Genomic DNA, 20,411 nt, shown 5'->3' with positions numbered 1-20,411 from the left:
CGAATTGGGAGAGCAGATCGCGATTTTTGCAGCTGTTGAAAGCCAGGCGGCAAAGTGCCAACCCCCGAACCGCTTTCGGCACAAGCGGCCTTTAAGGCATCACGCAGCGTGCTATCACTGGAAGTAAGTCAGCTTTGCAACGTGGAACGAAGGCGTCATGAAAACGATTTCTGGGTTTGATCGGATCGGTGAAGAAAATGCATTTGCCGTTCTAGCGCGGGCAACACAGCTGGCGTCCGAAGGGCATGACATCATAAATCTTGGTATTGGCCAGCCTGATTTTCAAACGCCGGACCACATCGTTGAAGCGGCTATCAAGGCCCTCCGGGATGGCCACCATGGATACACACCGGCAACCGGCATTGCGCCGTTGCGCGAAGCGGTATCAGCCGATCTTCATAAGCGTCACAACGTCGACAGCAATCCGGACAATGTCGTCATTCTGCCAGGTGGCAAGGTCACCATGTTCATGGCGATCTTGATGTTTGGCGAACCCGGAGTGGATATTCTTTACCCGGACCCCGGCTTTCCAATTTATCGGTCAATGATTGAGTTCACGGGCGCACGCCCGGTTCCAGTGCCAATTCGCGAAGAAAACAACTTTGCGTTTTCCGCAGAAGAAACCCTGTCGCTAATGACCGACAAGACCCGTCTCCTCATCCTCAATTCACCAGCAAATCCAACGGGTGGTGTCACGCCGAGATCGGAAATCGAAAGACTTGTCAAAGGTCTGGCTGCCTTTCCCGATGCGGCTGTTCTATCTGACGAGATCTACTCTCAGATGACCTATGACGGCATGGAGCACGTGTCGTTGCTGTCGTTTCCGGAAATACGCGACCGCCTGATTTTGCTGGACGGCTGGTCCAAAACCTATGCCATGACTGGATGGCGGCTTGGGTTTTCCTTGTGGCCGGATCAACTGATCGACAAGGCACGCAAGCTTGCGGTCAATGCCTGGTCCTGCGTCAACGCCCCTGCCCAATATGCTGCACTTGCCGCCCTGACTGGTCCGCAAGACGCCGTTCATGCGATGGTTCGGGAGTTTGATCAGCGGCGGAAGATCGTCGTCGAGGGGCTGAACGCTATCGACGGGATTACCTGTAAAACACCACTCGGCGCATTCTATGCCTATCCAAACATCAAACAGACCGGATGGCAGGCTAAGAAATTGGCGTCTGCACTCTTGGAAGACGCCGGCGTTGCCGTGATCGGAGGCCCGGACTTCGGTGTACTCGGAGAAGGTTACATCCGCCTTAGCTATGCAAACTCATCCGAAAACATCCAGAGAGCGCTTAAGAGGATAGAAATTTTCCTATCCGGTCAAAAATCATAAGTCTTTATCCACACCCATCTTAAGATACTTCTGAATAAGACATAATTTACCTTAAGAAAATTCGAATTACGCTACGTATTGTTTTATTAAACCTTTAGGCCGTTCAATGCCGCTCAAGCTGAAAAAAGCGCGATGGTGGGAAACGAGAGATGGCGACAAATATTGCCTTGGATCTGGAGCAATCCTTTGGAGAGCTCAATGAGTGTGTTTTGGTCACGCAACCCGACCGTACGATCATCTTCGTCAACAAGGCGATGGAAAACTTGCTCAAGGTGGATCGTCAAGACCTGATCGGCACGACGACAGAGCGCTTTTTCGCAGACAAAAAGCATTTCGAAAATCTTAGCGAGATCTACGACACGCCGGCCGATCAGCGGCATCGCAAGTCCTATGCCTTCGACATCAAAACAGGGGACGGAAGTATTGTCCCACTGGAGGTCGTGAGCGCACCACTCTTTGACGCTGATCACGAACTGACCGGCATATTGTTCATCTCACGCGACCAATCTGAGCGGATCGCGCTGGAAAACCGGGTCAAAAACATCGCGGAAACGCTGGACGACGCGTTGGATGCAATTTCGGAAGGCTTTGCAATCTACGACACGGATGACAAGCTGGTTGTCTGCAACAACACCTACCGCGAAATCTACGCGCCTTCAGCGCCCGCCATGCAGCCGGGCAAGTCCTTTAAGGCCATCCTGAAATATGGTCTCGATAGAGATCAGTACGACACCAAAGGCCTGACGAAAGAGGAATGGCTCCAGGAACGCCTGAGCCATCACAAAGCTGCCGACGGCAAGGTGATTGAACAATCCCTGGCAGATGGCCGGTGGCTTCGTATTTCAGAGACCAAAACCCGGAGTGGCCGGAGGGCAGGTATTCGGGCAGACATCACGGAGATGAAAACGGCCAAAGCTGAGGCCGAATCCGCTTACCGGAACCTCTCGCTGATTGCCGATAACGTTTCCTGTTCCATCACTGAGGTTGATCTTGAAGGCCGGTGCGTCTTCATCAACAAAATCGGCTGCGAATGGTTCAACGGAACCCAGGAAGAGCTTATTGGCACCCGTCTTCGCGAACGCCTTCCGTGGAAAGAGCGCGAGCAGGTTCGCCAGGCATTTCAAAAAGCCTATGCTGGCGAGAAGTCTACCGCAGACATTGCTTTCCACTTTCCGGACGGCATTTCCCGCGAATGCCAGTTTGAGGCAACACCTCGGTTTGACGAGGCGGGTGACGTCTCAGGCCTCGTGGTCATGATTGTCGACATCACGGACAAGATAAAGACAGAGCGCACACTTGCAGAACTCTATGCGATCACGTCAACCAACGAACTTACATACGAAGACAAGATTGCAGAGATCCTTCGGCTCGGATGTGAACATCTCGACGTGCCGTGCGGGATCATCAGTCACGTCATTGATGACCGCTATTCCATCAGCCATGCGCACAGCCCGGGATGTGTCATCGAACCGGGGACATCCTTCCCGCTCGAAGACACCTATTGCACACTGACTTTGGATGCCGATGGCCCGATCGCAACGGCAGAGGCGTCAAAGTCTGAGTTCGCAAAACATCCTTGCTACAGGGTTTTCGGCCTGGAAACCTACATCGGTGCTCCTCTCCTGGTGGACGGGGAAATCCATGGGACAATCAACTTCACGTCCGAAGAGGTGAGAAAACGTCCGTTTACGGAAGCCGATGTTCAAATCGTCCGGCAGTTTGCGGATTGGGTCGGTCATGAGATCGCCCGCGACCGTGCCCACAAGGCTCTGATGCAAGCCAAGATTAACCTGGAGCGGATCGCGAGTATCGACGACCTGACAGGCATCATGAACCGCCGGGCTTTCCTCGAAGCCGCCAACACGGAAGTCGCCCGCTACCGCCGGACACAACGCCTCTTCACGGCTGTCATGATCGACATCGATAACTTCAAGCGTATCAACGACCGGTGCGGCCACGCTGTCGGCGATGAAGTGCTGAAGAAGTTTACCGGTATTATCGGCGGTGCCCTACGCGCGGTTGACGTATTTGGACGCGTCGGCGGCGAAGAGTTCTGCATGATCCTGCACAACACCACCATGGAAGATGCCATGCTGGTGTCACAGAGGCTTCGCGAAAAAATCGTAGAAGAGTGCCAGTTCGACAATGTCGACCAAGCGATTACCTGCAGCATGGGGCTTGCATCCATCGCACGTGAAGACGTCGAGTTTTCCACGCTCATGCAGCGCGCCGACACGGCCCTTTACACCGCGAAAGAAACCGGCAGGAATCGCTGTGTCGAATTCACGCCTGCACTAGAGCCAGACGCTGCGGTATAGGCACAACACCCGACTTTGCGACAGGATGTCGCAGGTCAGCCGGAGCATGCCGTACATTTGACAGTCGAACATCACGGTGAGACCCTACCGTGGTGTTTGGCGCATGAGTACGTGAGCATAAACCAAGTCCATCACAGAAAAATTTGGAACGCGACCGCGCCATTACGGTTTACCTCGATGACAACATCTTGGTGAGCACAACCATGGGAGGTTCGCTTGTTTAAAAAAATACTTGTTCCAATTGACCTTAGACACCCTGATGCGCTTGAGAAGGCGATCTCGGCCACGGCAGCAATCGCCAAGTCTGAAAACATTCCGGTTGTCTTTGCCGCGGTATCAACGGCAGCCCCTTCTGCGCTCGCCCACAATCCGGATGAACTCAAATCCAAGATGGCGGAGTTTGCCGAAGCACAAGGCAGGCAGCATGGGATTAATGCGACGGGACAGGCGTTTTTTTCGCATGACCCGTCGATTGATCTGGAAAACGCTCTCTTAAAGGCGATCGACGAAACCGGCGCGGATCTGGTGGTTATGGCAACGCACGTGCCCCACCTGTCAGATCGGTTATGGCCGTCCAACGGCGGCCGAATTGCGTCCCACGCGGGCGTTTCGGTCTTCCTTGTCCGCTAGACCCGCCTCTCACCTTAAAAGGAACGCTCCATGAGCGACGATACAAGCAATCAGGGCATCCCGGACCCCGACGGCGCTGCCAACATGATCGATACCGACTACGAGATCGGCCAAGACAATATCGAAACACAGGTTGGACCATTTAACCTGGACATCCACAATCCTGTCTTCCTGGTTTCCGGCCTGACAATCGTAGCGTTTGTCTTTCTTACACTCGCCTTTCAGACGGAAGTTGGGCCAATTTTCGACGCCATGCGCAAGTGGCTAACGTCCAATCTCGATTGGTTCTTTATTCTATCTGGCAATGTCTTCGTTTTGGTGTGCCTCACCCTAATCGTCACGCCGCTCGGCAGTGTGCGTATTGGAGGCAAAGACGCGGATCCCGACTATACGTATTTCGGCTGGTTCGCGATGCTGTTCGCCGCTGGCATGGGCATCGGTCTGATGTTCTTCGGCGTGCTCGAACCTGTTTATCATATGGCGTTTTCATCGCCGCTTGGCGTGCCGTCACCCTTTGATGCCGATGGCAATCTCATTGAAGAGAATGTCGCCGCAGCCAAAGCCATGGGTATGGCTGCAACGATCTATCACTGGGGGCTGCACCCCTGGGCGATCTATGCCGTTGTTGCGCTTTCGCTGGCCTTGTTCTCCTTTAACAAAGGCCTGCCATTGACCATGCGTTCGGTCTTCTACCCAATCTTCGGGGAACGGACTTGGGGATGGCCGGGGCATGTGATCGACATTCTTGCCGTTTTCGCGACCCTCTTTGGCCTTGCCACATCCCTCGGATTTGGTGCTCAGCAAGCCAATGCCGGGCTGGAGTTTGTCTTCGGCATTCCGGTCAGCAGCACAGCACAGGTGTTCCTGATCATTGGGATCACACTTGTCGCGCTTGTTTCGGTCATGCGGGGTCTCGACGGCGGCGTGAAGGTGCTGTCAGAGATCAATATGATGATTGCGGCTTTGCTGCTGCTGTTCGTAATCATTGCCGGTCCAACCATGACGATCGTCAGCGATTTCTTTGCCAACCTGGGCGCCTATGCGCGAGAAGTCGTGCCGCTTTCCATGCCCTTCGGGCGGGAAGATGACGGTTTCCGGCAGGGCTGGACTGCGTTTTATTGGGCGTGGTGGATTTCCTGGTCGCCGTTTGTCGGCATGTTTATCGCCCGGGTCAGCCGCGGCCGCACGGTGCGCGAGTTCGTAATCTGCGTTCTGATCATTCCATCTATCGTCTCGGTGCTCTGGATGACCGCGTTTGGCGGCACTGCGATCCACCAAGTGCTGACGGATTCGGGAAGTCAGGTTCGTGAATACGTGATCGCATCCTACAGCCCCGAGCTATCCTTGTTCGGAATGCTTGCGGACCTGCCGTTTGCATCCATCACGTCGTTCATTGCCATCATCCTGGTAATCGTCTTCTTCGTGACCTCATCGGACTCCGGATCCCTGGTCATTGATACGATCACCGCCGGTGGCAAGGTGGATGCGCCTGTTTCTCAACGGGTCTTCTGGTGCACGTTCGAGGGCTTGGTCGCGATTGCGCTCTTACTGGGCGGCGGCCTCGGGGCCTTGCAGGCCATGGCAGTCTCTACGGGCTTTCCCTTCACAATCGTCTTGTTGCTCGCGTGTTATACGATCTTCAAGGGATTGAAAGACGAACCGCGTTAGGTGAAACGTCATCTGGACAAAGGGATGGGCGGCCATGCCGCCCATTTTTGTCGAAGTGTTTAGTCAGGTAACTGCGGCGCCAACCGCACTCCCGGCGGCGGCGAACTCTCCCGGACGCGGAGCTGCGGCTCGATAACAATTGGGGTGTTCGGAACACGGTCACCCGCGATTTGCCGAAGCAGAGTCAGTGCTGCCAATCGGCCAATCTTGTCTGGTTGCGCGCCGACCGTTGTCAGAGCCGGTGTTCGGGCATCGGCACCATCAATGTCGTCATAACCGGTGATTGCCATTTCCGGCCCAGGTTCGACACCCGCCCGCCGCAAGGTGGTCATCATGCCAAAGGCCACCAAATCATTGAAACAGACAGCCGCTGTCGGCCTTTCAGCGGCTCCCAAGATCGCCGGTACAGCCGAGCGCCCATCGGCTTGGGTCATCAGCTCCGGCATATCAACTTGCGCATCCGGGTCTAATCCAGCATCCAGCATGGCCTGCCACCACCCCGTATGCCGGTATCTGCCGGTGGAGCTGTCACGGCGGCCGCCCAGCATGGCGATCTGACTGTGCCCCTGATCAATGAGGTGTTTTGTGATCTGGTACATGCCGGCTTCATCGTCGCCACGCACACAGGGCGCCCAGACACCCGGCACCTCACGCGCAACCAAAGTGACAGGGATGCCCTGATCAACCAGACGGTTTATCTCTTCAGCGGAGGTTCCGACCGAGGGACAGAGGATCAGACCGTCGGCACGGTGCTGGAGCAAGGTATTCACGAACGCCTTTTGCCGCTTCACGTCATCCCTGTGATTACAGATGAAAATCATCTGCCCCTGCTCTTCCAGAACATCCTCAAGAGCTGAAAACACTTCGGCGAAGAACGGGTTCAAGATGTCATGGACCGCCACCCCGACAATCTGGCTTCTCGAAGTCCGAAGCGAAGCCGCAGACCTATTGTAAATATACCCGATCTCTTCGGCTGTCTGCTTGACCTTTGCCCGGGTTTCTTCAGCGACCAGCGGACTGTCCCGCAAGGCCAAAGAGACCGTAGCTGTCGATATCCCAAGCTGGTCGGCAATATGGCCTAAAGTCAGGCGTTTTCCGGGTTGTTGGGGCCCTTCCGGTGTGCGGGACTTGTTATTTTCACTGTCGGGCATGCCGTATACTCAAAGTTCGGTTGCAGCGGGCGGCAGTTTGGAACGCTGCGCCAGCCGGAACAATACCGCGTAACAATACTCTGATCAGTTGCTTTGGGGAGCGGAAGCGTCGAATTCTTCTCGCAGATTCACGACAACGCGGCGGTTTTGCGACTGACAAGTTACTGCATCGCAATCGGTTACAGGACGCTCCACGCCATAGCCCTTGACCCACATGCGTTTGGCATTGACACCCCGTTCTATCAGCGCGTTGTAAACCGCTGTTGCCCTTTGTGTCGACAGTGTTTTTTGGGCCGCTTCGCTGCCCGGATCATCGGCATGGCCCTGTACTTTCACCAACCAGGACTTGTTCTGCTTCAACCATTTTGCCTGGTTATCAAGGGTCATTTTCGCTTCGTCAGAAACCGTGGCCGATCCTCTGTCGAAATAGATCCTTCTGCCCACATTGATGATGAACTCTTCTTCAGATCCCGGACGGATTTCGGCAAAACCGGCCGCCGGAGCATTCGTCACGTTCGGAGAAGCAAGGTTTGACGCCGTATTGCAGCTGGCAAGCCCCAGGCCAAAGACGACAGCCAAACAGATGCCGCCTGTCGTACGGCCAAATCGAATAGTCAAAAACGCCCCCAATTGTTTTTCATTTATGACCGGGTTCAACCGGCATTTGCCCCAAGGTGTTCCAGCACCAGCACACCTGTGCCCTTCGGACAGCGCTGGTAGAGATCGATCACGTCCTCCGGGAACATCCGGATACAGCCACTCGACACATCATGACCAATGCTCCAGGGCTCCAAGGTGCTGTGCAAACGGTATCCAAGATCGACGCCATCACGGTAAAGATAAAGTGCCCGCGGCCCAAGCGGGTTGTTCGCCGCCCCGCCGTCCACTTTGCGCGGCAATTCAGGCTGGCGTTTCAGCATTTCGGGGGGCGGAACCCAGCGCGGCCATAAGGCCTTCCGATCAATGCGGGCACGCCCGTACCATTTAAAGCCTTCCCGGCCGACTCCGACCCCGTAGCGGAGCGCAGTGTTGTTTTCCCAGACCCAATAAAGAAAATGGTTGTTGGTATCGATCACCACAGTGCCTGGAGGCTCCAGACTGAAGTACTTGACCATCTGACGGTGCCAGACCGGATCAATCTTTTTGAAGTTGGTCCGGCGATACCGATACCCGTTGTCATCCTGGTATCCGGTAAAATAGGCATTAGCTGCCGCACTTGCGCGCGCAGCTGCGGGCAATGCCATGGTTCCAGCAACAACAGTTGCACCCATGAGCAGCGTTCGGCGGTCAAATTCCATCCCGATCCTCCCAGGCAATCCAGCCGATTGAGACCTGACGTTTCAAATCTGGGATTATTAAGCCGTCAACTCCAGCGCAGGGTCAACAGGGCAGGCACCGGAATTGCGGCTTACGCTGCCTTCACTTGCTCCCGGTAGAGGATGTAGAGGCCGGAGGCGACAACAATCGACGCTCCCAGGATCGTCGTCACGATCGGAACATCGTCAAAAATCAGATAGCCAAGAACAATCATCCAAACGATCTGAACATAAATCAGAGGCGCAAGGACCGGCGCTGGGGCCATACGGTGTGCCAGAATGAAGAGAAAGTGGCCTCCACCGCCGAGTGCCCCGGTCGCAATCAGCAAGGTCCACTCCCAAAGCCCATTGGGCTCTTGCCACACAGAAATGCCCACAGGCGCCATGGCAACCGCGGCAACGACACCTGAAATGATCAGCATTCCGGCGGAGCTTTCGGTCGCAGCCAGTTTCCGGGTAAGGAGCGCATAAACGGCATAGAACGTCATCGCGGCCAGCGAATAGACGACGGCCCAATGGAGCCCTCCGAGCCCCGGCCGTGTCACCACAAGTACGCCAATGAACCCGACAACAATGGCAGCCCACCTGCGAATTCCGGCCCACTCCCCAAGAAATGGCCCGGCAAGAGCGGTAATAACAAACGGCGCTGCGAACATGATCGACATCGTTTCTGCAAGCTGCAGATAGCGAACCGCCAAAAAATTGAAGATCGTCGTCCCTAACAGGCAGAAGGCACGCACGATCTGGAGTCCCCATCGGTCAGTGCGCAAGTACTGCGGTGATCTCCAGACCTGGAACAAGACAAGGGCGAGAACCACGTGGCTGACAAACCGGACCCAAACAATTTGAAGCGTTGGCAGGCTTGCGGACAGGTACTTTGCGGTCGCATCCAGAACGGAGAAACACAGGCAAGCAAGAATGATCAGCCCGATCCCGGCAATTGGAGCCGTGGTATTGGCAGCACCGCTACCATGTTTTTGTCCTTGACCCGAGCCTGCAGACATCGCCGGTTGACCTTTTTAGAATACTGCAGTTGGTGTTGAAGAGAACCAAAAACGCAGAGAACGACCCTGCCTCGGCTTAGAGACGCAGGTGCAGGGCCACAAGGATACAAGATGCCAGTTGCAGGAGTTGAAACATGGCTGGGCTGCCTGACCGTGACAGAAACCGATGGCGCCATCACCGACCTACAATGGAATGGTGAACCAAGCCAAGCGGAAACGCCTCTTCTGCGAGAAACAATCCGGCAGTTGTCAGCCTATTTAGACGGTGACTTGAAAAACTTCGATTTGCCTCTGAGCCCGAAAGGCGGTGATCTGCACCAGGCCGTATTCAAAGCCATGCTGGAGATCCCATATGGCGAGACACGAACCTATGGGGACCTGGCACGGGACTTGGCTACCTATGGACAACCTATCGGCCAAGCCTGCGGAGCCAATCCGATCCCGGTCATCATCCCATGTCACAGGATTTTATCGGCCAACGGGCTTGGCGGTTATTCCGGTTCTGGCGGCGCGGAGACAAAAATCGCGCTCCTTAAACTTGAGGGCGGCTTTCCGTTTTTGATTTAGCCCGCATTCTAGGGCTTACACGTTAGAGGAAGAGCGTCGCGGACATGACCAGAAGTGCAGCGACAAGCCAAAACGCCAAGGCTTTGCTCTGAGAATTGTACCGGGAAGTATCTGAGCGCCGCCCAATATCCATGTTGAACGGATTTCGCGATCCACTGCCCCCCAAAGAAGCAGTCGAGACCTTCTTGAACCGTTTGCGCAATTCCTCAGCCCGTTTAGCGCCCCGCTCATTGTCGATTGTATGGCCGGACATAACCGCCCTCTCTTTCTCCTTGGAATTCAGATCGTTCGATTTTGAGGTGGGTCGGCTACAAGAAAATTCAAATGAGCGTTTTGTAATCTTTGGCACGATGAATTCTGTCTTGCTGGGGTCATACAGGCGCACTAGGAAACCGAAACACCAATGCGCGTGACCGGAACCCACATGTCAGTCAGTCCCGACACCAATAAAAATAACGAAAACCTCAATGACAACTTGCCGTCTCTTGTGGAGGTGACGAAAGTCGCGTCGAAAGTCGGGCTTCTGTCTTTTGGTGGACCTGCGGCGCAAATCTCGGTGATGCACCACGAGTTTGTCGAAACACGTAAATGGCTGTCCGAAGAGCGTTTTCTTCATGCCTTGAATTACTGCATGCTGCTGCCCGGTCCGGAAGCCCAGCAATTGGCAACCTATTGTGGCTGGTTGACTGGCAAGACTTTGGGCGGGCTGATCGCCGGTTTACTTTTTATCCTGCCCGGCGCTCTCACAATGGCTGTCGTGAGCTACATCTATGCGGCATATGGCGAAACCCAGATTATCAACGCGCTGTTTTACGGCATCAAGGCCGGAGTGCTGGCAATCGTACTGCAAGCGTTGTTCCGGATTGGCGCAAAGGCATTAAAGACCCGATTGAACTGGATGCTATGCGGTCTTTCGTTTTGCGCACTGTTTTTTTTCGCAGTTCCCTTTCCGTTTGTCATCGTCGCGGCCGGAGCTATCGGGCTTGTCTTTGACAAGCGTGATGAAGAAAGCGAGCGACCGGCAGACACATCGCAATCTCATCCATCTGCCATCAACACGCTCAAGACGCTCGCAATCGGTGGGATTGTCTGGCTGACGCCGCCGTTCCTGGCTGCTCTATTGCTGACACCGCAGTCCGTCATCGTTGATGTTGCAGGTTTCTTTGCAACTCTTGCGGTGGTCAGTTTTGGCGGAGCCTATGCACTCCTCAGCTATATGGCCCAGGTCGCTGTTGACACAAAAGGCTGGTTGACTGCGGGTCAAATGCTGGATGGCCTCGGCCTTGCCGAAACAACTCCGGGCCCACTAATTCTGGTGACGCAGTTCGTCGGGTTCCTGGGAGGCTGGCAAAACCCAGGACCGCTCACACCAGCAACCATGGCGTTGCTCGCAGCAGCAATGACCACCTGGGTAACGTTTGTACCAAGTTTCTTGTTCGTTTTGGCCGGCGCGCCCTGGATGGAACGGCTGTATGGGAATGCGTATTTGGCAAGCGCTCTGTCAGCGATCACTGCTGCCGTTGCGGGCACAATCTTGAACCTTGCTGTGTGGTTCGCAATCAATGTCTTGTTTACTGAAACAAAGACCGCGTCGATCGGTCCCGTGGCAGTTATAGCGCCGGCCCCCGGCAGCTTAGACACGATCCTTTTTGCGATCGCAGTTACCGCCGCCATCCTTGTTTTTTGGGCAAAGCGTGGGATGTTCACGGTTATCGGAACAACGGCTGCCCTCGGTCTGGCCGCAAAAATGCTAACCAGCTAAAGCACACTTAGCTTTCGATTGTGCCGTTGATCGCCCCCTATCAAGCGGCATTCAATTCCTTGCTGGTCTTGCTCGCTGTGTCCGCTTCATCGGGTTCCAGATCCTCTTCGTGATCCGGGTCATCATCAACCGAGACAGACAGATTTTTCTCAACCTGCCGCAAGAGCTTGCGCAGTCTCTTGCGGTCCTTATCTTCGATGCCCGCCATCGCCTCACGTTCCAAACGCTTCCAGGCTTTGTCGACAGAGACGACAAGGTCCCGGCCGGTTTCTGTCAGATAGACACGTGCAAGGCGGCCATCTGAATCTGACACCTGACGGCGGACATATCCCTGGCTGGAGAGCCGGGTAACCATTTTTGTGACCGTCGGCGGCTGGACCCCAAGGGCCAAAGCAAGCTGGCTCATGGTCCGGCCGTCGGCATCCGCCAGAACCTTCAAAACAAGCTCTTGCCCTGGATGCAAGCCAATCCGCATCAGATGCGCACCGGACCGGGCACGCTGTGCTTTGGCGGCCTGAAGCAGACGGAATGTAATGCTCTTTTTGTAGTTGAAAGGCATTAAGGGATCCCCGAACGCAGATTCATTCAAATCGTTCATCTTGAACGGGGGCAACCTAACCAAGTTATTTAACCGTCAAATGACAGTCTGAATCCGTGCATCCGGCAAGCGTGATCCGCGCTAAAAACTTGCCGCAGCTAAGAAGCTTCAGATTGGCAATTTCACAACAAACTGCCTCAAACGTCTCTCCAAGTGAACGTGTAATCTCAAGCCACTGGCAGCATGAGCTGTCGTTGAAACCTATGGCGGATGTCATATCATTCCTGGAAGCGCTTTTACCATTGAGCCTGACGATCTTGATCGCTGGGGGATTAGGTGGCATCGCTGCATTTCTAACCACATCAAAGACCGCTTCTACGCAGGTCCGGTTCGGTATAACCGGTTTTGCGATGGTTGGTATCACCGCCGCTTTCACTGTTCCCCTTTTCCTGTCACTTCTGCAATCGAACATCCTGAGCGAAGTAAAGAGCGGCGAAAACAGTGAGGCCTATCTCATTTTTGGAGGCTTCTGCATTCTGGCCGGTTTCTCGGCAAAGGCTTTTCTGTCGACATTGTCGGATCGTGTCATCAATGAGTTGACAAACAAGATGGCCGACGGCCAAGAGCGCGCTGAAGTTCAAATTCAGGAGCTTAAGGACAATCTCGCTTACCAACTTCAAATGAAAGAAACCGCTACTGCTGACCAAAACAGTCCTTTGTCGCCCAAACTTAGCCAAACAGGCAGGTCGCTGAGCGATCTTGAGAAAACGGTCTTGAGCGCATTGGGCGATTTGGCTGTCCGGACGATAGACGGCATTTCCCAGGATTCTGCGATCACAAACAACCAGACAGAAGACGCCGTCGTGAAACTGATCGACCGCAAGCTTGCTACCCACCGGTCACCTTTCGGCACCGGCCGGAGACTTGTTTCACTAACGGAAGACGGTCTCGAATTGGCGGCCCGTCTTGCAACCGGTGGGATACTCTAGCATCACGCTGTCATCACGAATGGCTCCGAAAGCGTCTTCAGGCAAAAAACGATCCTGCAGTTTGTTGCAAATCATTCGCCCGCTCCAAGGCTGCTTGGTATGCTTCTATGGCGCTGGTGTCAGGTCTGTTACGCGTGGAGCTGCCACTGTCATCTTCATTACCCGAATTGGCAGTGCTTAATGACTTTGCCTCATTGGCACCGGCCACATTTTCAGATGAGTTCTTCCTGCTCGCCGAGCTGTTCTCGGCACCCGAGACTTCTGACGTTTCATCAGTGCCATCGCCGCGCAACTCTTCCAGCTTTTGCTGGCGCAGCTCAGCCTGGGCCTCAGACAATTGTGAACGTGCCTGTTGCGCAACTTTCAGGTCTTGCCCAGACGGTTCGGCCGGGGCCAGAGCAGCGCTGATCACCACGCGCATTTTCCGGATCGTTGCCTCAGGAGTGCGTTCTGTTGACGTATCGATCTGAACCTCACCGCCAACGGCATAACGCTTGCCGTCAGGACCTTGCTGGAACGTGTAGGTCGGCGCACTTGCGTAAGCACCGCCCACCCGGGCATGAGCCTGCTCATGTGCCCGGACTTCACGGTCTCTTTGTTTCAGTTCCTGGACCTGTTTTTCCTCAGCCTCCGTCAGGCCATCTCCATTTGCATCGTCGTCCGTCTCTGTCTGCTGTGTCGCTTCTTGAGCCGAAGACGCTGGGTTGGCAGGCAATTGCGTGTTGGCAGATTTTAGTGCTGCGGAGCCGGACGACTGAGCTTGGTCCTGGTCACTTTCTGCAGATGATTGGCGCCCATCACTTGACGGTTCCGCCTGGGATTTTCGGCGCGCTGGGGCGTCCGATTCATCGGTTTCTTGCAAGGCAAGGATCGCTTGGGGCGTTAGAATGGGCGCCGCCCCCGCACGCACAGCAACAGCCCTTGGGCTCGCCTGACTGTCGCGCACAGCAGAGCCATCCCGGTTCTGGGTTATCTCCTCAGAGCCGGGAGCCGCATCGCCAGCGACACCGCTGCTTCTCAATAGGTTCGCCGGCGTATTGGATAAAAGTGCGCCGATCATCAGGTTATGTATCGCCGAAAAACATCGCCAAATTATTAATTTGCATTAAGAATTCGACATCAAAACTTTGAGAGGATGGTTCGGCCCCCATTTTCGTCAGACAAGCGAAATTCGGGTATCAAGAAGGCCAGACTTAGAATCAGGATACCAAGAATGCTGCCCAAACCTTTCTGGCAAGACATGACAACAGAGGATTTTAAAAGTGCGGGCCGCGAAGACTGGATCGCAGTTCTGCCTGTGGCGGCCGTTGAGCAGCACGGTCCACATTTGCCACTGTCGACAGATACCACGCTTGCCGAAGGTCAGATCCAACGGGTAATCGAGCTTATCCCTAAGCACCTTCCCGTGACGTTCCTTCCAGTACAGACTATTGGCAAATCAGACGAACATATCGATTATCCGGGGACACTAACGCTTAGCTGGGACACCATCACCAAATGCTGGATCGAGATTGGTGAGTCCGTCGCCCGTGCCGGAATACGGAAACTGGTTATCATCAATTCCCATGGCGGTAATGTTCCCGTGATTGATATCGTAAGCCGGGAATTGCGCATTAAGCACGATATGTTTGTGCTTGGAACGAACTGGCTCCGTTTTGGACAGCCAGAGGGACTTTTTCCGGACGACGAATTTACCTACGGCATCCACGGCGGTGACATTGAAACATCGCTTATGCTTGCCCTGCGGCCGGATTTGGTACGGGTCGAACTATCACAGGACTTCTCATCCGAGCAACAGAGTTTTCTCAAAGAATTTAGATATTTAAGGGGGCACGGGAAAGCACAATTCGGCTGGAAAGCCCAAGATCTCAACCCGCACGGCACTCAAGGTAACGCTTCAGCAGCGACCGTAGAAAAGGGGCGACAATCACTGAACCACGCGGCTCAAGCCTTTATCGAACTCTTGGAAGATGTGCAAAGCTATAACCTTCACCGGCTTATGCGCCGTTCATGAAACATCCGCTTCCCAACGCAGATTTCACAACGGAAAGTATACTGTGTTATGTTCGAAAAGCTCTAAGTGAATGCTGCAAGTTGAATTTTTCCAACAACGACAAGCAGTTGACGATGGCTAAAATCAGTTCCACAGTGTGAGGGGATTTGCAGATTGTAACATAGAGCTTCTATGAACCTTTCAATCAGGCAGCTTGCGACCTTTCGGGAAGTCATGCGGTGCGGATCAATATCTGAAGCCGCACGAACGCTTGGGCGAACGCAACCGGCCATCAGTTCAACCATATCCGGCCTGGAAACCGAACTCGAACTCAAACTTTTTGTTAGAGAACAGGGTCGGCTCGTGCCCACACCCGAAGCTGAATTCTTCCTTGAGGAAGCGGACGCCATTCTGAAACGCCTCGAAATTTCCAAACGTACCTTGCGCGGGCTTGCCAATCGAGAACAAGGTCAGCTTCGTATCGCTTGCATCCCGGAAGTCGTGGAAGATTTCTTGCCTGATGTGATATCGCGTTTTTTGTCCGATAAGACGAAAGTGAATATCGCACTAGCCAGCAAGTCGTCCGCAGAAATTGAAGACCTGATTGCAGCGCAGCACTTTGATATCGGCATTGCTGAAACTCCGAAGGTTAGAAGTTCTTTTGATCAAGTTGATTTCGAGTTGGAGTGCATGTGCGCGCTGTCCGCTTCAGATCCACTGGCATCTAAAGAAGTGATCACGCCGGCAGATCTCGATGGGTATCCGCTTGCTTTGCTACATCCGGAACACCGCAGTCACAAGCAAACCTTGGACCGGTTTCGGGATACAGGTGTCCAAATAAATCAACGATTTGAACTGCAGACATCCAAACCTGGTTTGAAATTCGTCGAAGCCGGGCTTTGTGCACTCATTTGCGACATGGTAACAGCCTTCAAAACTCAAGAGATATACAAGCATGGATTTGGCCCACCCCTGATAGTCTTTAGACCCTTTCGGCCCCGTATCCAAAACAACCTGTCCATACTAACTCCGACCCACCGTCCGATTTCTATCGTGGCAAAGGAGTTTTCCGATACGCTAGGGAAACGCATTACCGGAATCCGGTCATCAATGATTAGGTTGGTTGTTTGAAGTACAAAAGAATTTCTAGTTCGGAGCGGGTCATATTGAAAATATTACGTATCAGTCTCGACCATGTCCGCTGTAGATTTTTTTGTAGTCAAAGGCGTTTTGCGGTCATCCGGCGACCAAAGCAGCTTTCACTCAGTTGATGTCCGACCCCTTTGATGTATCCGCTCTTCGGATATGCAAACAGGCGCCCTTTAGGACGTTTTTTTAGTATTAGTTTTGGAATGGGAGATCCGCAGCGCTAGCTGTGTCCTCTGCCAGGAGATCCGAGCGCATTAGGAAAACAAAAATAGCCCCGCATGTGCGAGGCTTTGATTTTTTTGAGATTTGGTTGCGGGAGCAGGATTTGAACCTGCGACCTTCAGGTTATGAGCCTGACGAGCTACCGGGCTGCTCCATCCCGCGTTAAGGTGGAGGCTATCGTTGAAGAGATGTGCTCAAGGTGCCCGAAGGGCGGTAGCACACTTTGAATGAAGAGCTTTCCAAATTGCGCTTTGCAGGCCTGGCAGCGACCTACTCTCCCACACCTTAAGATGCAGTACCATTAGCGCTGGGGAGTTTCACGGCCGAGTTCGGGATGGGATCGGGTGGGGGCTCCCCGCTAGAGCCACCAGGCCGGCGAAGGGCAATTTGGATGTAAAACTGGTCTGTTTTGTTTTTTTTAGATGATTTCAAACGTGCTCAAGTAGGCCGAAGGCCGGTAGCACACTAAAATGATCTTTTACAAGGCGCCAAGGGCGCTTTTAAAACTCGCGCTCAAGTAGGCCGAAGGCCGGTAGCGCAAGATAAGATGAACATTGACTAATGAGAGGATCAAGCCGAACGAGCTATTAGTAAAGCTAAGCTTCATGCATTGCTGCACTTCCACACGCTTCCTATCGACGTGGTGGTCTTCCACGGCTCTTCAGGGAGAACTGGTTTTGAGGTGGGTTTCCCGCTTAGATGCTTTCAGCGGTTATCCCGTCCGTACATAGCTACCCTGCAATGCGGCTGGCGCCACAACAGGTCCACCAGAGGTACGTCCATCCCGGTCCTCTCGTACTAGGGACAGATCCTCTCAATTCTCCTACACCCACGGCAGATAGGGACCGAACTGTCTCGCGACGTTCTGAACCCAACTCACGTACCACTTTAATTGGCGAACAGCCAAACCCTTGGGACCTGCTCCAGCCCCAGGATGTGATGAGTCGACATCGAGGTGCCAAACAATGCCGTCGATATGGACTCTTGGGCATCATCAGCCTGTTATCCCCGGCGTACCTTTTATCCGTTGAGCGATGGCCCTTCCACGAGGGACCACCGGATCACTATGGCCGACTTTCGTCTCTGCTCGACTTGTCAGTCTCGCAGTCAGGCAGGCTTATGCCATTGCACTCAACGAGCGATTTCCGACCGCTCTGAGCCCACCTTCGCGCGCCTCCGTTACCATTTGGGAGGCGACCGCCCCAGTCAAACTACCCGCCACACACGGTCCCGGACGTTGTTGCGCCGCGGTTAGATATCCATAAGGACAAGGGTGGTATTTCAAGGGTGACTCCACATCTGCTGGCGCAAATGCTTCAACGTCTACCACCTATCCTACACATGTCATTACGAATACCAGTGTGAAGCTGTAGTAAAGGTGCACGGGGTCTTTCCGTCTGACCGCAGGAACCCCGCATCTTCACGGGGAATTCAATTTCACTGAGTCTATGCTGGAGACAGCGGGGAAGTCGTTACGCCATTCGTGCAGGTCGGAACTTACCCGACAAGGAATTTCGCTACCTTAGGACCGTTATAGTTACGGCCGCCGTTTACTGGGGCTTCAATTCGGTGCTTGCACACCTCCTCTTAACCTTCCAGCACCGGGCAGGCGTCAGACCCTATACGTCGTCTTGCGACTTCGCAGAGCCCTGTGTTTTTGATAAACAGTCGCCACCCCCATTTCTGTGCCACCTATACCTGGTTGCCCAAGCACAGGTCTCCCTTCTCGCGAACTTACGGGAGCATTTTGCCGAGTTCCTTCAGCATAGTTCTCTCAAGCGCCTTGGTATTCTCTACCAGTCCACCTGTGTCGGTTTCGGGTACGGTTTATACGGTGGAGCTATTTCCTGGAACACCTTCGCTGCACCTGCAATCCAATAAGCAAGTACAACACACGGCATCCGTCACTACCACCAAGTACAGGAATATTAACCTGTTTCCCATCGACTACGCCTTTCGGCCTCGCCTTAGGGGCCGACTAACCCTGCTCCGATTAGCGTTGAGCAGGAACCCTTGGACTTTCGGCGAGGGAGTCTCTCACTCCCTTTATCGTTACTCATGTCAGCATTCGCACTTCTGATATCTCCAGGAGCCCTCACGGGTCCCCCTTCGCAGACTTACAGAACGCTCCGCTACCGCGCACACAAAGTGTGCACCCGCAGTTTCGGTGTATGGCTTGAGCCCCGGTACATTTTCGGCGCGGAACCCCTTATTTAGACCAGTGAGCTGTTACGCTTTCTTTAAATGATGGCTGCTTCTAAGCCAACATCCTGGTTGTTTTGGGAGTTCTACATCCTTTCCCACTTAGCCATAACTTAGGGACCTTAACTGGCGGTCAGGGTTGTTTCCCTCTCCACAATGGACGTTAGCACCCACTGTGTGTCTGCCGGATAGTACTTCTCGGTATTCGGAGTTTGGTTAGGATCAGTAAGGCGGTAAGCCCCCATAGCCCATCCAGTGCTCTACCCCCGAGAGTATTCATCCGACGCTCTACCTAAATAGATTTCGCGGAGAACCAGCTATTTCCGAGTTTGATTGGCCTTTCACCCCTAGCCACAGCTCATCCCCGACTTTTTCAACAGGCGTGGGTTCGGTCCTCCAGTGCGTGTTACCGCACCTTCAACCTGGCCATGGCTAGATCACTCGGTTTCGGGTCTAATCCAACGAACTAAAACGCCCTATTCAGACTCGCTTTCGCTACGCCTACACCTACCGGCTTAAGCTTGCTCGTTAAATTAAGTCGCTGACCCATTATACAAAAGGTACGCTGTCAGGCACGAAGCCCTCCAACTGTTTGTAGGCGTCCGGTTTCAGGATCTGTTTCACTCCCCTCGTCGGGGTGCTTTTCACCTTTCCCTCACGGTACTTGTTCGCTATCGGTCGACAAGGAGTACTTAGGCTTGGAGGGTGGTCCCCCCATGTTCAGACAGAATTTCACGTGTTCCGCCCTACTCGAGGACTATAAAGATTTCTACCCGTACGGGGCTATCACCCGCTGAGGCCCGACTTTCCAGACGGTTCCGGTTCTTACTCTATAGCCACTGGCCTGGTCCGCGTTCGCTCGCCACTACTAGCGGAGTCTCGGTTGATGTCCTTTCCTCCGGGTACTTAGATGTTTCAGTTCCCCGGGTTTGCTCCCTTGCGGGTACTCCATACGGAGTGGGTTGCCCCATTCAGAAATCCATGGATCAAAGCTTATTCGCAGCTCCCCATAGCTTATCGCAGCGTATCACGTCTTTCATCGCCTCTTGTCGCCAAGGCATCCACCGAACGCCCTTAAGACACTTGATCACTCTCATTATCAATGTTCATCTTTTTCAAGGTGCTCGCGCACCCTTAAAAAGATCATGTTTGCTGGCACTACCGCCCTTCGGGCTACTTGAGTGCGTTACACCCAACCACCTTCAGAGCAATAAAAACCAACAAAGTTTGCTTCAAACCAATCAAGCATGGGCCCCTTTGTAAAAACCCAAGCCATCAAAGGCTCAAACACAAACAGATCTTGATAATTAAGACCAGTTTCACGAGATCTTTTCGACAACCATGCGGTCAAGCTGGCTACCCACTTAAATGTGGGTTCCTTCAAAACACACCCAAAACCATAAGGCCTCAAATGCACTTCAAAGAAGTCCAAAAAATCTTCTCTTCAACGATGTCAAGAACAGGCGGCGATCCAGATGATCACCGCAAAACGGATACTCTCTTCAAAACGAGTTTTTTCTCATGCGCTCACCCGAAGGGAGAGCAGCAATCCAGCACTCAAGTAGCTGC

17 protein-coding genes, 1 tRNA gene and 2 rRNA genes are annotated in these 20,411 nt (G+C 53.7%); 9 read left to right on the top strand and 11 right to left on the bottom strand.

From position 1 onward, the window contains the following. Positions 1 to 157 precede the first annotated feature (157 nt). From SADFL11_RS20395 to SADFL11_RS20380, 4 genes are all read left to right on the top strand, one after another. On the top strand, positions 158 to 1,333 hold the full coding sequence (locus SADFL11_RS20395; RefSeq protein ID WP_008195571.1) for a pyridoxal phosphate-dependent aminotransferase: 1,176 nt from the start codon (positions 158 to 160) through the stop codon (positions 1,331 to 1,333). Between the two features lie 149 nt (positions 1,334 to 1,482). Beyond that, positions 1,483 to 3,651, top strand: a complete 2,169-nt coding sequence (locus tag SADFL11_RS20390; RefSeq protein WP_008194182.1) for a sensor domain-containing diguanylate cyclase — start codon at positions 1,483 to 1,485, stop codon at positions 3,649 to 3,651. 216 nt (positions 3,652 to 3,867) lie between these two features. After that, positions 3,868 to 4,281 carry a universal stress protein gene (locus SADFL11_RS20385; RefSeq protein ID WP_008195424.1) on the top strand — a complete coding sequence of 138 codons (414 nt, stop codon included), beginning with the start codon at positions 3,868 to 3,870 and terminating at the stop codon, positions 4,279 to 4,281. A 30-nt stretch (positions 4,282 to 4,311) separates the two neighbouring features. Then, the gene (locus tag SADFL11_RS20380) at positions 4,312 to 5,949 is read left to right on the top strand and encodes a BCCT family transporter (RefSeq protein WP_008193376.1); all 1,638 of its coding nucleotides are present in this window, start codon (positions 4,312 to 4,314) and stop codon (positions 5,947 to 5,949) included. Positions 5,950 to 6,008: 59 nt separating this feature from the next. Here SADFL11_RS20380 and SADFL11_RS20375 read toward each other — a convergent pair whose 3' ends face one another. From SADFL11_RS20375 to SADFL11_RS20360, 4 genes are all read right to left on the bottom strand, one after another. After that, positions 6,009 to 7,100 carry a LacI family DNA-binding transcriptional regulator gene (locus tag SADFL11_RS20375; RefSeq protein ID WP_008195402.1) on the bottom strand — a complete coding sequence of 364 codons (1,092 nt, stop codon included), beginning with the start codon at positions 7,098 to 7,100 and terminating at the stop codon, positions 6,009 to 6,011. Positions 7,101 to 7,184: 84 nt separating this feature from the next. Continuing rightward, positions 7,185 to 7,712, bottom strand: coding sequence for an OmpA family protein (locus SADFL11_RS20370; protein WP_050776154.1), 528 nt, complete (start codon positions 7,710 to 7,712; stop codon positions 7,185 to 7,187). Positions 7,713 to 7,753: 41 nt separating this feature from the next. Next, positions 7,754 to 8,371, bottom strand: a complete 618-nt coding sequence (locus SADFL11_RS20365) for a L,D-transpeptidase (protein WP_407690695.1) — start codon at positions 8,369 to 8,371, stop codon at positions 7,754 to 7,756. 137 nt (positions 8,372 to 8,508) lie between these two features. Further along, a complete protein-coding gene (locus SADFL11_RS20360) occupies positions 8,509 to 9,420 on the bottom strand; it encodes a DMT family transporter (RefSeq protein ID WP_008192096.1) in 912 nt (303 codons plus the stop codon). Positions 9,421 to 9,531: 111 nt separating this feature from the next. On the opposite strand from SADFL11_RS20360, the gene SADFL11_RS20355 reads away from it, so the two are divergent. Next, positions 9,532 to 9,987, top strand: a complete 456-nt coding sequence (locus tag SADFL11_RS20355; protein ID WP_008193336.1) for a methylated-DNA--[protein]-cysteine S-methyltransferase — start codon at positions 9,532 to 9,534, stop codon at positions 9,985 to 9,987. A gap of 22 nt (positions 9,988 to 10,009) precedes the next feature. Here the strand turns inward: SADFL11_RS20355 and SADFL11_RS20350 are convergent, their stop codons facing one another. Then, entirely contained in the window at positions 10,010 to 10,240 is a 231-nt protein-coding gene (locus SADFL11_RS20350) for a hypothetical protein (protein ID WP_008194245.1), read from the bottom strand. A gap of 150 nt (positions 10,241 to 10,390) precedes the next feature. Between SADFL11_RS20350 and chrA the strand changes: the two genes are divergently transcribed. Continuing rightward, positions 10,391 to 11,749, top strand: a complete 1,359-nt coding sequence (chrA, locus tag SADFL11_RS20345) for a chromate efflux transporter (RefSeq protein WP_008194598.1) — start codon at positions 10,391 to 10,393, stop codon at positions 11,747 to 11,749. A 40-nt stretch (positions 11,750 to 11,789) separates the two neighbouring features. On the opposite strand, the gene SADFL11_RS20340 is transcribed toward chrA, so the two are convergent. Beyond that, on the bottom strand, positions 11,790 to 12,308 hold the full coding sequence (locus tag SADFL11_RS20340; protein ID WP_040452572.1) for a MarR family winged helix-turn-helix transcriptional regulator: 519 nt from the start codon (positions 12,306 to 12,308) through the stop codon (positions 11,790 to 11,792). Positions 12,309 to 12,460: 152 nt separating this feature from the next. On the opposite strand from SADFL11_RS20340, the gene SADFL11_RS20335 reads away from it, so the two are divergent. After that, the gene (locus SADFL11_RS20335; protein WP_134853097.1) at positions 12,461 to 13,276 is read left to right on the top strand and encodes a YEATS-associated helix-containing protein; all 816 of its coding nucleotides are present in this window, start codon (positions 12,461 to 12,463) and stop codon (positions 13,274 to 13,276) included. Between the two features lie 37 nt (positions 13,277 to 13,313). Here SADFL11_RS20335 and SADFL11_RS20330 read toward each other — a convergent pair whose 3' ends face one another. Further along, positions 13,314 to 14,336, bottom strand: a complete 1,023-nt coding sequence (locus SADFL11_RS20330) for a putative metalloprotease CJM1_0395 family protein (protein ID WP_008192812.1) — start codon at positions 14,334 to 14,336, stop codon at positions 13,314 to 13,316. Between the two features lie 153 nt (positions 14,337 to 14,489). On the opposite strand from SADFL11_RS20330, the gene SADFL11_RS20325 reads away from it, so the two are divergent. Together SADFL11_RS20325 and SADFL11_RS20320 are read left to right on the top strand one after the other, a co-directional pair. Beyond that, positions 14,490 to 15,290 carry a creatininase family protein gene (locus SADFL11_RS20325; RefSeq protein ID WP_008191722.1) on the top strand — a complete coding sequence of 267 codons (801 nt, stop codon included), beginning with the start codon at positions 14,490 to 14,492 and terminating at the stop codon, positions 15,288 to 15,290. Between the two features lie 171 nt (positions 15,291 to 15,461). Further along, positions 15,462 to 16,400 carry a LysR family transcriptional regulator gene (locus tag SADFL11_RS20320; protein WP_040451048.1) on the top strand — a complete coding sequence of 313 codons (939 nt, stop codon included), beginning with the start codon at positions 15,462 to 15,464 and terminating at the stop codon, positions 16,398 to 16,400. Between the two features lie 325 nt (positions 16,401 to 16,725). Here the strand turns inward: SADFL11_RS20320 and SADFL11_RS20315 are convergent. The 4 genes from SADFL11_RS20315 to SADFL11_RS20300 all read right to left on the bottom strand — a co-directional run bounded on the left by SADFL11_RS20315 (position 16,726) and on the right by SADFL11_RS20300 (position 20,274). Further along, a tRNA-Met gene (locus tag SADFL11_RS20315) sits at positions 16,726 to 16,802 on the bottom strand. Positions 16,803 to 16,897: 95 nt separating this feature from the next. Beyond that, a 5S ribosomal RNA gene (rrf, locus tag SADFL11_RS20310) occupies positions 16,898 to 17,012 on the bottom strand. 194 nt (positions 17,013 to 17,206) lie between these two features. Further along, positions 17,207 to 19,931 (bottom strand): 23S ribosomal RNA (locus tag SADFL11_RS20305). Between the two features lie 97 nt (positions 19,932 to 20,028). Beyond that, on the bottom strand, positions 20,029 to 20,274 hold the full coding sequence (locus tag SADFL11_RS20300) for a hypothetical protein (protein WP_134853068.1): 246 nt from the start codon (positions 20,272 to 20,274) through the stop codon (positions 20,029 to 20,031). Positions 20,275 to 20,411: the final 137 nt, after the last annotated feature.

The organism is Roseibium alexandrii DFL-11 (assembly GCF_000158095.2).
Classification (GTDB): domain Bacteria; phylum Pseudomonadota; class Alphaproteobacteria; order Rhizobiales; family Stappiaceae; genus Roseibium; species Roseibium alexandrii.
The sequence above is the reverse complement of the archived record's forward strand: the minus strand, read 5'-3'. Positions and strand labels throughout refer to the sequence as shown.

Bases quoted from the DNA above. Each gene is read 5' to 3' on its own strand.
- SADFL11_RS20395 (WP_008195571.1), top strand. From the start codon at position 158: ATGAAAACGATTTCTGGGTTTGATCGGATCGGTGAAGAAAATGCATTT.
- SADFL11_RS20390 (WP_008194182.1), top strand. From the start codon at position 1,483: ATGGCGACAAATATTGCCTTGGATCTGGAGCAATCCTTTGGAGAGCTC.
- SADFL11_RS20380 (WP_008193376.1), top strand. From the start codon at position 4,312: ATGAGCGACGATACAAGCAATCAGGGCATCCCGGACCCCGACGGCGCT.
- SADFL11_RS20375 (WP_008195402.1), bottom strand. From the start codon at position 7,100: ATGCCCGACAGTGAAAATAACAAGTCCCGCACACCGGAAGGGCCCCAA.
- SADFL11_RS20365 (WP_407690695.1), bottom strand. From the start codon at position 8,371: ATGGGTGCAACTGTTGTTGCTGGAACCATGGCATTGCCCGCAGCTGCG.
- SADFL11_RS20360 (WP_008192096.1), bottom strand. From the start codon at position 9,420: ATGTCTGCAGGCTCGGGTCAAGGACAAAAACATGGTAGCGGTGCTGCC.
- SADFL11_RS20355 (WP_008193336.1), top strand. From the start codon at position 9,532: ATGCCAGTTGCAGGAGTTGAAACATGGCTGGGCTGCCTGACCGTGACA.
- SADFL11_RS20350 (WP_008194245.1), bottom strand. From the start codon at position 10,240: ATGTCCGGCCATACAATCGACAATGAGCGGGGCGCTAAACGGGCTGAG.
- chrA (WP_008194598.1), top strand. From the start codon at position 10,391: ATGCGCGTGACCGGAACCCACATGTCAGTCAGTCCCGACACCAATAAA.
- SADFL11_RS20340 (WP_040452572.1), bottom strand. From the start codon at position 12,308: ATGCCTTTCAACTACAAAAAGAGCATTACATTCCGTCTGCTTCAGGCC.
- SADFL11_RS20330 (WP_008192812.1), bottom strand. From the start codon at position 14,336: ATGATCGGCGCACTTTTATCCAATACGCCGGCGAACCTATTGAGAAGC.
- SADFL11_RS20325 (WP_008191722.1), top strand. From the start codon at position 14,490: ATGCTGCCCAAACCTTTCTGGCAAGACATGACAACAGAGGATTTTAAA.
- SADFL11_RS20320 (WP_040451048.1), top strand. From the start codon at position 15,462: ATGAACCTTTCAATCAGGCAGCTTGCGACCTTTCGGGAAGTCATGCGG.